We start from the raw sequence: 12,401 nt of genomic DNA, 5'->3' as shown, positions 1-12,401 counted from the left end.
GCCTTTTTTTTAAAAAGTTAATTTAAGGTTAAATCCATACGTTCCCGTTGAAGGAAGATTGAAGTTATGCAGACCTTGAGAACTTCTTCCGGTACTAATAGCTAGTTCTGGGTCAAAAGGTGCGTCTTTATAAATAAATAAGAGGTTATTTCCTATAAAGGATAGGCTCGCAGCCTTAATCGGTAACGAAGAGTTCGATAAATCAAAATTATAACCCAGAGAAAACTGACTTAATTTTATATTGGTTCGATCATAAACATAGTTTTCTCCTATAGGCGTTCTATTGCCAATAGCATTGTACCAAGTTTCAGGATCAACACTTGTTACTGCATTGCCAGAATCAATATCTACCCCATCAACTATCACTTCTCCTGCGTCTCTGGCATCAGCAGTTCTCTGCGAAACACCATAGCCGTCAAATAAAGATTCTGTTTGGCTGAATACCTTACCTCCAAACTTTGCATTTATTAGCACCCCTAAGGAGAGTCTTTTGTAAGAAACACTATTGTTCCAACCTAAACTCCATTTCGGATCAAGATTTCCTGCTAATTCCGGCTCGGTTAGTTTAACAGGTGTACCATTTTGAAATTTGATTCTACCCTGTTCATCTCTATCGAACATTATAACATAAAGGTCATTATATGAACCTCCTTCGTATAAGCGAGAATAGTATCCTTCAGATGTTCCCAAATTATAGAACTTAGAATCATCGGGGCCTATATCAACTATTTTATTTTTGTTGGTAGTAAAGTTTAAAGATGAGTTCCATTCTAAGTTTTCATTTTGAATAGGAGTGGTATTTAAGGTGATTTCAAGACCTTTATTAGTAATTTCACCTGTGTTTATGTAAGCTTGTGTATACCCACCTTGGCTATCTGACTCATTTAGATCAGCTCTTAAGAATTGATCATTACTAGTTATATCATAATAAGTGAAATCAAGACCTAAGCGATTTTGAAGAAAACGTAAATCAAAACCAATTTCCCAACTTGTAATTATTTCTGGTTTGGCATCAAAAAAGGGTGTTTGGGTCTGTCTTTGCAAGTCACCTAAAGAGCCTACTATTGAATTGCTTGGCGCGATAAGATTCCATGGCACTTCATTTCCGACCTGTGTCCAAGACCCACGTAATTTTGCAAAGCTTATTGCTTCGGGAAGAGTTATCATTTGGTCAATTAAAGCTGTTAAGCCCAGAGCAGGATAGAAATATGAATCATTTCCTGTTAATGCTAGGGTAGAGGCCCAATCATTTCTTCCTGAAAAATCAAAGAATAACATGTCCTTATAACCAAATTGGCCATTGAAGAATACTCCTTCCTTAATTATAGTACCGCTAGTAGTCGATTCTACAAGAACATTTGTCGGCAAATTCTGAAAATTAAATTCATTAGGATAAATTAGCCCAAGTGTGCCAGAACCAGCACCATCTCTACCAACTCGAACTCCTGTGCCATATTCGCTTTTTTGGTAACTTGCCCCCAGTACAGCATTTAGGGTGATGTCATCGGTTAAATTTGTATTATAAGATAAAATAGCATCGGTATAATGTAATTGATCTTCGGTCTTACTATAATTCCACGCTCCATTGGCGTGTACATTTGTAGAGTTGGACGTGGCCGCGTGTCTTTGCTCATTAAGTTTAGAGGCATAATCTACACTTCCCCTTACCTGTAAGCTAAGGTTGTCTAATATATCATATTTCAAAGAAAGGTTGCCTATAACACGTTTGGTATCGGAAGTGAGAGGTTGCTTATTGATAATCCAGTATGGGTTGGATTGATGGTGATCCGAAACAAACCAGTTTTGCGACATGATATTACGTGTTCCGTCAAAAACCTCATAATTTTCTTTGTACTGGTTGAAATTTTGGTCCCTAGGAAAGAAATAAAGACCTGTTAAGGGGTTTAAATAATAACCTGATGGCAATCTATTTTCTGATTCCTCTTGAGCCATTATTACGTTAGAAGTGACTGTTACCTTGTCATTAAATAATTTGGTAGACTGCTTAAACGTAAAATTGTGCTTATCATATGTGTTTGAGGGGGTAATACCAGATGCTCTAATATTGCCATATGAAAAATATGCCTGCGTTTTTTCATTACCACCACTTACGCTAACGGAATTATTGAAATTATGACCTGTTTGAAAAAAGTTCTCCACATAAGAATCATCATAATTTCCTGCACTGGTTGACCAACTTTCTTTCGCTCCGCCTTCAGAACCATATTTAAATTGTAAATCTGGTAATTCTAAATAATGCTCGAAAGTGTAGCTACTGTTGAAATTGACAGTAGTCTTACCTGATTTGCCGCTTTTGGTTGTAATAACTACAACACCATTGGCCCCTTGACTACCATAAAGAACAGCAGCATTGGCCCCACGGAGTACGCTAATACTTTCAATATCATCAGGGTTAATAGCCGAAAGACCGTCGCCACTATCTGTACCGCCCCACATGCCGGGTTGGCTACCTCTATTGTTAGCAATGGGTACACCATCGATCACGAAGAGGGGAGAACTGTCTCCCTCTAATGATTTGCTACCTCTTAAAAGAACTTTTGTTGAACCACCAGCACCAGAACTACTCTTTTTGATTTCGACACCAGCCGTTTTACCCGATAGTGCATTCATAAAGTTCGGATCACGAGTTTTTGTCAATTCATCAGACTTCACAGTTTGTTGGGCGTAGGTCAAAGTTTTTTCCTCTCTCTTAATACCTAGTGCCGTCACAACTACCTCGTCAAGTTGACTGGCATCTTCTTCCATCGCTACATTAATAACTTTGGAGGAACCGACTGTTGCACTTTGGCTTTTTGTACCTAGATAAGAGAAGACAAGTATATCGCCCTCCGCAGCTTCGATGGAGTAGTTACCATCAAAATCTGTTTGGGTACCGTTTGTGGTACCTTGAACTAAAACATTTACACCGGGAAGGGGAAACCCATCCGTTGCATCGGTAACCGTACCGGTTACAGTTTCGTTTTGCGCTAGCAATGGGATTGTCCCAAGAATAAACGCAAAAAATACAATTAGTTTTTTAATCATAATGTTGATTTTTAGCAAGAAGTTAGTTTAACATTTTCTTAAGGTTAGGTGAATTTAAACTAAAATTTTAATTACACAAGTAGAAATAGCCCAAAATGTGTTCGAACACACTGACTTAGCAAAAAACGGATGTCTAATCTGGCAATTCCGCAATAGACTTTTCTTACTTTTATTTTAGTCTAAATAGTAGCCCACATTTTCTGAAGTAATAATGTCAATGGGAAGGAGCATACGAGTTGGAACTTCTTTACCGAATAAAAAATATTCAACAAAATAACAAATGCCTAGATAAGCCTGTCTTTTTGGTTTTTGATGAATTAAAAACTCAATTTGACCTTTTCGAAGACAATCGATATTTTCTTCAAGTAAGTCATAACCAACAACTGTGATTTTAGAATTACTTCTTTTTATTTGACCAATAAGCTTATGCGCTTTTGAATTTGTGATGAAAATTGCACATATATCTTGATGCAGTTCTAAAAAGGCAGATACATCGCTGTTGAATTTTTCATCGTTATCCGTGTGAAAAGATTGACTTATCAGGTTTATCTGAGAATGTTTTTTTTCTTCAAAGTAAGACTTGAAACCATTTTCTTTGAGCTCCATATGGGCCTCTTTGTCAAGATGGGCAACGACAATTTTAGCATTACATCTCGATACTTTGTCGATTAGCCCTGCTGCCACTTTACCACTTTGGTAAAGGTCCTGTCCAACGAAAATCTCATTGTTTAAGGTGTTGATGTGATTGTTAAATAAAGCAACCCTGATATTCTTTTCTCTACACTCTTCTAGAATTTTGATAGATTCTTCTTGAAAAAGGGGTACCATCACAAGTACATCTGGTGTAGAATTTAAGATGTCATTAGCTTTGGTAACAAAGGATTGTATTTCATGTGGATGGTAGAAAAATTTGTCAACTGTTACACCAAAAGGTTTGAACTCTTCTATAGCTTGTTGAATACCTTGTTCTGCAGGTTCCCAATAGGGGTCTATGCGCCAATCGGGCATAAGTACGCAGATTCGGTAAATCTTGTTCTTTTTTAAGTTACGGGCTATAGGATTTGGCTGATAGTCTATTTGGTTTAATATCGTTTTTACCCTATGATGGGCGTCTTCTGAGACTTTACCTCTCTTATGAAGAACCCGATCAACAGTGCCCTTTGAAACACCCGCCATTTGCGCGATATCCTTTATCGTGTATTTCTTCTTGGTCATTTAAAGTTGAAACTGGTTAGTGTATGAATCGACGAAATCGATATAGTTCACAACCTTCAAAGATAATTATATAATAAAGTAAAATTCAATTTTAACGAAAATCAAAAATAAAGGCTCTTTAATTTTGAAATAAATAATTTAATCATTGTTATTCGGAATTATTTACAGGGGAATTGCGTAGAAATCGGTCAAACCCTTCAAAAGCAAGTGAAATAATGATTACAAGGGCAGAGCCTATAAAGTTCAACCAAAGGTAACCCAATTTCTCATCACCTGTAGGATGTATAAAAATTAAAGTGTAAAACAAAACAAAAATGATCAGCTGCGTAAGAATGGCAGCGAAGAAGACTGCATTGCCTTTGACAAACTTAAAGAAGAATGCCAATAGAAAAATACCTAGAACATTACCATAGAATATTGATCCGATAATATTCACGAGTTGAATGAGGTTGTCAAAAAGGCTGGCGAAACTGGCAATTATGATTGCCAACACCCCCCAGATCAGAGTAAAAATCTTTGTCGAAGTCACATAATGATTTTCAGGAAGTTGCTCTTTCTTATTTCGGCGATAAAGGTCTAAAGCGGTTATTGTACCCAAAGCATTAAGTTCTGATGCCGTGGAAGACATAGCAGCTGAGAGTATAACAGCTAAGAGTAGACCTATTAATCCCTTTGGTAGGTTATTTAAAATGAAATGAATAAAGACATAATCCTTATCGTTCGTTTCGACTAAATCATCAGCTTCTTTAATAAGTGCCTTGGCCGCTGCCCTGTTGGTACTGTCTTTAATATTAAGGTTTATTATTTGCTGTTTGGCATCTTCTACTGCGGTGTATTCCTTTAGCTCTAGAGCAGTTGAAAACTTATTTTGAGCTATTTTTTTGGCTTCCTCAAGTTCTGCCTGTCCTTCTTGTAGAATAATATAATCTTTTGACAAATTAGATTCCATTACCGCTTCAGTTGCGGCAGGATTAAAATTTAATGGGGAAGGATTGTATTGGTAAAAAACGAAAACCATGACACCTACAAGAAGTATGAAAAATTGCATGGGTATTTTAAAAATACCATTAAAAACCAAACCCAGTTGACTTTCCCGAACCGATTTGCCCGAAAGATAACGCTGAACCTGACTCTGGTCAGTTCCGAAATATGCTAGGGCTAAAAAGAGTCCTCCAGTGATTCCGCTCCAAAAGGTATATCTGCTTTTAGGATCAAAACTAAAATCTAGAATATCTAGTTTATCGGTGGCACCGGCAATTTTTAGAGCCTTGCTAAGATTAATGTCCGCAGGCAGATGGCCTAGTATAAAAAAGAAAGTGATGAACATTCCTGTCATTATAATGAACATCTGCTGTTTTTGGGTGACACTTACCGCTTTGGTTCCTCCTGAAACGGTATAAATAATGACCAATACCCCGATAATAATATTCAATGTTCGCAAATCCCACCCTAAGACGGCCGATAGAATTATCGAGGGTGCATAAATCGTTATACCTGCCGCCAATCCCCTTTGTAGCAAAAACAGTATCGCAGCAAGAGACCTTGTTTTTAAATCAAAGCGGCTTTCAAGAAATTCATAAGCGGTATAGACTTTTAAACGATGATAGATGGGAACAAATACCAGACAAATAATAATCATGGCTAGAGGCAAACCTAGATAGAATTGCACGAAACCCATACCGTCATGAAACGCCTGGCCCGGAGTCGAAAGAAAAGTTATGGCACTTGCCTGTGTCGCCATCACAGAAAGACCTATTGTCCACCATTTGGCATCTTTGCCACCACCTACATAATCACTAACATTTTTACTGCCCCTAGTGCGCCATACGCCATAGGCTACGATAAACAGAAGGGTACCCGATAATATGATCCAATCTAAAATTCCCATATTATTTATAGGATATCATTAAATAGCAAAAGAATAAAACATAGATAATGTTCAATACTAAAACAATGGTGTATTCTTTTTTCCAGTTGAATTTATCGAGCATTTTATCCTTTTATATCAGATTGTGAAGTTAATTCGTTCTTTTCTAATGAAAGTATATTTGCGAACAGTTTGTAAGCTCCCGGTACCCCGGCAGGCAGTTCTCTAAAGAAACTTAGGCCCGTATAAATATAATTTCCCCTACCATAAGGTGCAATCAACAAACTACCTCTTTTTGCGCTTTCGCCAGCATCTTTCATCGACAATATAGGGGTAAATTCTTTAGCCCATTGATTGGGGAAGTAAAGCCCCCGTTCTTGCACCCACCCATCAAAATCAGAGGTAGAAATCGTATTGGGACTATTGATTACGGCATGGTCTTTCGCAAGAATGTCTACAGCCGAATTTTCATCGGTTACCCGATCACGAGAAAGGGTCAATGGGTACGGAGATATGTTTTCAAACTGTTTGCTCCATCGACCAGCGGTATTATATTGAATCACAAGATTACCTCCGTTACTTACGTAATCGAATAAATAACGTTGTTTAAACTTCAATTCATCGATTACGTTATAAGCTCGAATACCCACTACCACTGCATCATATTTATCAAGAGAGCCTTTAGAAATGGCTTCTGGTGAAACGGTATGAACAATGTAGCCAATTTGCTTAAGACTTTCAGGTACTTTATCTCCCGCACCTACGATATAGCCAATATGCTCTCCATTTTTCTGAATATTCAATCGAACTACTTTGACCTCAGAAGGTAGAAGTATACTTTGTTTCGGTATATGCCCATAATCGATAGTCACCAGTTCATTATTTACGGTCTGGCCATCTAATGTAAGAACGGGTTCTATCTTACCTTGATTTTCGTCTTTTGGCGGTGCTAGGGTAAAATAAATGGTTTGAGAGTCTCCTTCTTTATTGATTTCGAAAGATTCGGATTTTGTCTCAAGCTCCCACCCCTCGGTATGCTTTAGTTGAACTGTACCTTTTACATTCTTAGTGTGTGCAGTAATTGTAACGGGAATTCTTTTTGATTGTCCATCGGCAAAAATCAGAACCTTATCCGCTATACTTGCCGTAGCTTTAGGAAGTACTTCAAAAGGTTGAAATAGTTCTCCTTTATCAGGTTTTGCAAAGCGATAGTTAATAGGCTTGACAAATGTTAAAGAGGTTCCATCAAAATCCAGTTCAAATTGGGCATAAAGCGCACGCGGTGTTTCCGGTTTTCCGATAAGTGTTTGGTCATCTACCCGATACATGCCCAGACTGCCCTTTTCTTTCAACCAATATGGGCTGGTATATTTGGTGGAATTCGGAAGTTCAATACTCAATTCAAAATTTTCTTTTTTATTCGGGCTAAGCGTGATTGATGGAGATAGTTCGTTTTGAGTCGGATTGATATTGATCGATTTCAGTACGATGTTGGCTTTACTGCGATTGACAGCTTCAATATTTATTTTGATTTCACCTCCCGGATTACTTGAGGATGTAGTTGAAGAAGCTTCGAGATAAAGACCGGTAATTTGACTGATTAAATCTTTGATTTCTTTTGATTTGAATGTTTTCCAATGCTCATCGGAAGTATTCTGCAAAAGGTTGTAAGCCTTCAGAAGGTCAGGTAGGTGTTCGGTCGGGTTTTTAAAATTGAAATTGGTTTCAATAGGGTATAAAAGTTCGCCAATAGCTTTGCCGCCTTCGATTCTTGACCAAGATGTATCGATTCCGTCGAAAATATTGCTTTTATCTTTAGGCAGGTCACCTTTTAGCAACTCGATATATTCATTTTCGGTGCCACGCTGTGATAAACGCCCAAAACCTTGGCAAAGGTGTTGGCTACTCGCCAAAGCGGCAATTTCGTTGTTGGAACTACCTAAAATAGGATAATAAACGCCGATATCTAAGTTTAGCAAGTTAGATTTATCGGCTTTTCGAAATTTTTCTTCACTTCCATAGAACCACCAAGAAGTATTGAAAAAGATTCTTTTGGGTTGCCAAAGATCAGTATGCTCAAGTTGATCGGTATAGGAGTTTGCTTCGTTGGCCAAATCAAAAGCTTCTACACTTAACATAGCTGATGCAGTGTGGTGGCCATGTGTACTACCTGGGCTTCGATGGTCGAAACGATTTATGATCACATCGGGCTTGAATTTTCTTATGGCCCAAACAACATCACCAAGTACATCGTCTTTATTCCAAATTTCTAGGGTTTCATCAGGGTGTTTTGAATAACCAAAATCGTTCGCCCTAGAAAAAAATTGCTCGCCACCATCTACTCGTCTCGCGGCCAAAAGTTCTTGGGTACGCAAAACACCTAATAATTCTCTTAATTCAGGGCCAATCAGGTTTTGGCCGCCGTCACCTCTGGTAAGAGATAAATAGCCCGTTCTGGCCTTGACTTCGTTCGATAGGTACGATATGAGCCTAGTGTTCTCATCATCGGGGTGTGCAGCTACATAAAGAGCCGTGCCAAGAAAGTTTAACTTCTGTAAAGAATGATAAATTTCTGAAGATGAATATTGAACTGGAGCTTGTGAAAAGGCGATATTCTGAGAGAAAAGTATTCCGGTAACGAATACTAAGAGATAACGCATAGTGTTGGTTGTTTTTTTGATGTAACCCCTCATTTATTATGTTTGAGGTATACAACCAAAGATAGAAAGTTTAAAGGGCTCAGAGACTTTTTTAGAACTTCTTTAACAAAAAATTGATGAATCAAAATCTTCAGAGTAAACAAAACCTTTTAAGCTTCTTCAGAACCGTCAGGGGTACTTTCAAGGTTATAAATAAGGGTGACCGCTTTTTGCATCATCAGGTTATTGGGGTAAACCAACAACTCCCCATTTTCCTTACGCAAACTTATGTGAAAGGCCTTTATATCTTCAATTAAATAAGGTTCTTCTGATTCGATATCTTTGTCAAGAATTTTGACCCTATCCCCAATTTTAAAGGGAAAGGAGAAGAACAAGATAACCCCTGCCGTAATATTACTCAATATAGACCAACTCGCAAAAAGGGCGACGCCGATAACCGCAAAAACAGAAGAAAAAACGAGGCCTACTTCTTTGAAGTTCACGCCCCAGATAAATGATACGGCTACTAGACCGATTAGGGTTAGCAATCCTGAAGCATATTTCGTTATGAGTAGGGTTCTAGCTTCTACAATATTGCTAATCTTACCCATTTTGTGAATGGCCTTATCACTAACAAATTTTAAAATTAAGATTATGACCAAGGTAATTACCGTGGCTAAAATTTCGTGTTTGTAACTGCCAATAAAATCTTCCATAAATTACAATCCTAAACTATCGCGCAAAGATAAATCCTTATTTCCGTTTTGCTTCCAGTAAGGGGTTTTTATTGTGTTGATTTTTGTTGCTGAAGATGTCAATTGTTTGGCGTTATCCCCAAAACCACTTGTAAAAGTTTCCGTCCAACCTTCTATCTCATACGGAAAGGTGTTTACGAAGGTAATTTTCAATGAACGTTGAAGTTCAGGATAATCAATTACATAAGAACTCATTTCACCATTGGAGTTTAAGGTTAAAGTAGCTTTGTAGGGTTTCAATTCTTTGTGCGAAAGACGTATATACTCTAAAGAAGGAATAACTTTAAATTCGCCCGTTGGAAGGTTCTGTGGATCAATTCTAATTTTGTTCCAAAGTTCATTTTCCAAGATATTCTTTTCTAGAACCAGTTCTTGGTCGGCCTCACTCTCAAAATAGGAATGTGACATCACTTGAAAACTATCTCTATTATTGAGCTGAGCATAAACTTGCCCACACCATTCTTGAGCAGAAAAAGAAACCTTGATGGCATGTTGGTTATCATGAACGGGATAAAATGAACTACTCATAATGGAGTAGGGGTAAATACCGGTCAAATATTTTTTAGTAGCGTTGAGCTTAAGTACAGGAATATTATCAGGGTTCGACCCGTCAGCTTTTACTTGTTTCTGTGCAAGAAATGGTTCGGTCACGTAGATAAGAACGGCTTTGCCGTCCCGTGTTTCACCATATCGGGCCTGCTGTAGATTATAAGACGTAATTTCAGCATCGCCAGCATACCAATATTTTTTAAAATTATTTGATAGTGGCCTTTTTTGATGTTCTTGTGATTCTGAATTATTTTCAGTAACAACTATTTTCTCTCTATTTTCCTGTTCTTTACAGGCAGCAAGCGAAAAAATAATCAAGACTAAAAAAGCAATCTTCTTTGTAAGTAATAAAGTTCTCATGAGGTTATTTTTTTAAGAGATAAAGGTTGCGCTTAACTTTTGTTGATAACCGTCTAAATTTTTCGGCAACGGCTATCCGACCATTTCCATTAGTGTCGAACATACCAATTGGGTGGGCAGACCGACCACATTGGGGTACGACCCTCTTATTTCTTCAATTCCTATGAGTCCTATCCATTCTTGTATACCATATGCACCGGCCTTATCGAAAGGTTGAAAGTTGGTGATATAATATTTAATTTCTTCTTCAGAAAGCTCTTTGAATTTAACCTGAGTGGTCTGGCGTACTGTTCTTTGGTCGTTTACGGTAGTAAAACTTACAGAGGTAACCACCTCGTGCCAATCGTTAGACATGGTTCGCAACATATCATAAGCCTCTTGCTCATCAGCGGCCTTGGCCAAAGATTTACCATTGTGCCAAACCACCGTGTCTGAGGTGATAAGTATTTCCTTGGGAAGAAGGCTATCTTTGAAAGCCGATGCTTTTAAAATGGCCAGATAGTCTGAAATTTCACCGGCCTTTAGATTTTTTGGATACACTTCTTCAACACTCTTCAAGCGAACCTCGAATTCGAGCCCCATTTCCTTTAAGTATTGTTGCCTTCTAGGCGAACCCGAACCAAGTATCAAGGTGTAGCCTTCTAACTTATTGTTTAACATATGATTATTAATCGTTTGAAGCACTGAAATTAGTCAACCAATCCCCCTTAACCTTCAAGACTTGTTCGATAACATCTCGAACACAGCCCTCGCCCCCATTTTTATGGGACACGTATTTCGAAATGGCTTTTACTTCGGGTACCGCATTTTGCGGACATGTGGGTAAGGCTACAGTTTGCATGGGTGGTATATCGGGGATGTCATCACCCATGTAGAGCATGGTCTCTGGGGAAACCTCATAAATATCCATATACTCCTCAAGGGCATCCATTTTGTGATGGGCGCCAAGATAAATATCGGTAACCCCAAGAGCTTTTAATCTGTTGCGCACCCCTTCATTTGTTCCTCCTGAAATGATACATACCCGATACCCTTTTTGTAATGCGGTCTTAAGGGCATAGCCATCTTTGACGCTCATTTTTCGTAGCATTTCCCCCTCTGTAGTAATAATGAGGGTGCTATCTGTAAATACGCCATCAACATCAAAAACAAAAGTGTCGATTTCCTTTAAATATTCTTTATAACTTTTTTCCATAGGTGCTTTGTATCGATTGGCTCAGTAAATTATAGATTTCTTTGTCTTGCAAATTTCCCAATTGCTCAATATGCGAATTTAAGGTTTCTTGGTCTCCTCTTCGAGCGGGGCCGGTTTGCGCATCAAAAGGGGTTGTATTTTTTAATTTTTGAACGGTTTCCTCTATAAGAGGCTGTAAGAGGTCAAAAGGAAGCTGATTTTCCTCACAGATTTTATTTCCTATATAAAATAAATGATTGGTGAAATTATTGACGAATACGGCAGAAAGGTGCAATGCTTGTCGTTGTTCTGAATCTACTTTATGAACGCTCTCGGAAATTTCACTACCCAACCTTTTTAGTTTTGTCATGTTTGATTTGGTGCTGCCCTCTATACAAACGGGTACCTTTCTAAAATCAATTTCTTGGTCTTTACTAAATGTTTGCAGGGGATAAAAAACACCGTAGGCCTTATGTTTAGAAAGCATTTCAATAGAACTTGCTCCTGATGTATGAGCGACAAGCCCAGATTTGCTTTCCAGTTTTTGAGAAACAGCAGGTATGGCGGAATCGCTTACTGCAATTAGATAAATATCGGCAGCATCCTTAATCTCTGAAAAATCAGAAGTCGTTTTTTCCTCAATTCCAAAGCTCGAAAGGGCCTTTTTGTTTCGACCGACCACTTGTACAATCTCAACAGTTTCAACGTTAAGAAAAGCGTTGTACAAATGTTTGGCCACGTTGCCGGTTCCAATAACACTTACTTTAAGCATGCTGCGAAATTAAGCATATATTTTT

Annotated in this window: 9 protein-coding genes; all 9 read right to left on the bottom strand. The window is 38.1% G+C overall.

The annotated features are described in order from the left end of the window. Nucleotides 1-9: 9 nt before the first annotated feature. Nucleotides 10-3,045 carry a SusC/RagA family TonB-linked outer membrane protein gene (locus IV512_RS10525; RefSeq protein ID WP_209403133.1) on the bottom strand — a complete coding sequence of 1,012 codons (3,036 nt, stop codon included), beginning with the start codon at nucleotides 3,043-3,045 and terminating at the stop codon, nucleotides 10-12. Between the two features lie 174 nt (nucleotides 3,046-3,219). Continuing rightward, nucleotides 3,220-4,260, bottom strand: a complete 1,041-nt coding sequence (locus tag IV512_RS10520; RefSeq protein WP_209403131.1) for a LacI family DNA-binding transcriptional regulator — start codon at nucleotides 4,258-4,260, stop codon at nucleotides 3,220-3,222. Nucleotides 4,261-4,408: 148 nt separating this feature from the next. Further along, nucleotides 4,409-6,148 (bottom strand): sodium:solute symporter, encoded by a 1,740-nt coding sequence (locus IV512_RS10515; RefSeq protein WP_209403129.1) that lies wholly within the window; start codon nucleotides 6,146-6,148, stop codon nucleotides 4,409-4,411. A 104-nt stretch (nucleotides 6,149-6,252) separates the two neighbouring features. Continuing rightward, nucleotides 6,253-8,787 carry a PIG-L family deacetylase gene (locus tag IV512_RS10510; RefSeq protein ID WP_209403127.1) on the bottom strand — a complete coding sequence of 845 codons (2,535 nt, stop codon included), beginning with the start codon at nucleotides 8,785-8,787 and terminating at the stop codon, nucleotides 6,253-6,255. Between the two features lie 149 nt (nucleotides 8,788-8,936). Continuing rightward, complete coding sequence (locus IV512_RS10505) at nucleotides 8,937-9,482, bottom strand: mechanosensitive ion channel domain-containing protein (RefSeq protein WP_100871860.1); 546 nt, start codon at nucleotides 9,480-9,482, stop codon at nucleotides 8,937-8,939. A gap of 3 nt (nucleotides 9,483-9,485) precedes the next feature. After that, on the bottom strand, nucleotides 9,486-10,430 hold the full coding sequence (locus tag IV512_RS10500; protein WP_209403125.1) for a septum formation inhibitor Maf: 945 nt from the start codon (nucleotides 10,428-10,430) through the stop codon (nucleotides 9,486-9,488). A gap of 72 nt (nucleotides 10,431-10,502) precedes the next feature. Next, nucleotides 10,503-11,090 carry a Maf family nucleotide pyrophosphatase gene (locus IV512_RS10495; RefSeq protein ID WP_209403123.1) on the bottom strand — a complete coding sequence of 196 codons (588 nt, stop codon included), beginning with the start codon at nucleotides 11,088-11,090 and terminating at the stop codon, nucleotides 10,503-10,505. 7 nt (nucleotides 11,091-11,097) lie between these two features. Beyond that, nucleotides 11,098-11,625 carry an HAD family hydrolase gene (locus IV512_RS10490; protein WP_100871863.1) on the bottom strand — a complete coding sequence of 176 codons (528 nt, stop codon included), beginning with the start codon at nucleotides 11,623-11,625 and terminating at the stop codon, nucleotides 11,098-11,100. Next, on the bottom strand, nucleotides 11,609-12,376 hold the full coding sequence (locus IV512_RS10485; RefSeq protein ID WP_209403120.1) for a Rossmann-like and DUF2520 domain-containing protein: 768 nt from the start codon (nucleotides 12,374-12,376) through the stop codon (nucleotides 11,609-11,611). Before IV512_RS10485 ends, IV512_RS10490 begins: the two co-directional genes overlap by 17 nt. Nucleotides 12,377-12,401 lie beyond the last annotated feature (25 nt).

This window comes from Pseudozobellia sp. WGM2 (assembly GCF_017810075.1).
Taxonomy (GTDB): Bacteria; Bacteroidota; Bacteroidia; order Flavobacteriales; family Flavobacteriaceae; genus JADNYK01.
The sequence above is the reverse complement of the archived record's forward strand: the minus strand, read 5'-3'. Positions and strand labels throughout refer to the sequence as shown.

Excerpts from the sequence above, each read along its gene's own strand:
- IV512_RS10500 (WP_209403125.1), bottom strand. The coding sequence starts at position 10,430 with ATGAGAACTTTATTACTTACAAAGAAGATTGCTTTTTTAGTCTTGATT.
- IV512_RS10490 (WP_100871863.1), bottom strand. The coding sequence starts at position 11,625 with ATGGAAAAAAGTTATAAAGAATATTTAAAGGAAATCGACACTTTTGTT.
- IV512_RS10525 (WP_209403133.1), bottom strand. The coding sequence starts at position 3,045 with ATGATTAAAAAACTAATTGTATTTTTTGCGTTTATTCTTGGGACAATC.
- IV512_RS10515 (WP_209403129.1), bottom strand. The coding sequence starts at position 6,148 with ATGGGAATTTTAGATTGGATCATATTATCGGGTACCCTTCTGTTTATC.
- IV512_RS10495 (WP_209403123.1), bottom strand. The coding sequence starts at position 11,090 with ATGTTAAACAATAAGTTAGAAGGCTACACCTTGATACTTGGTTCGGGT.
- IV512_RS10520 (WP_209403131.1), bottom strand. The coding sequence starts at position 4,260 with ATGACCAAGAAGAAATACACGATAAAGGATATCGCGCAAATGGCGGGT.
- IV512_RS10510 (WP_209403127.1), bottom strand. The coding sequence starts at position 8,787 with ATGCGTTATCTCTTAGTATTCGTTACCGGAATACTTTTCTCTCAGAAT.
- IV512_RS10485 (WP_209403120.1), bottom strand. The coding sequence starts at position 12,376 with ATGCTTAAAGTAAGTGTTATTGGAACCGGCAACGTGGCCAAACATTTG.
- IV512_RS10505 (WP_100871860.1), bottom strand. The coding sequence starts at position 9,482 with ATGGAAGATTTTATTGGCAGTTACAAACACGAAATTTTAGCCACGGTA.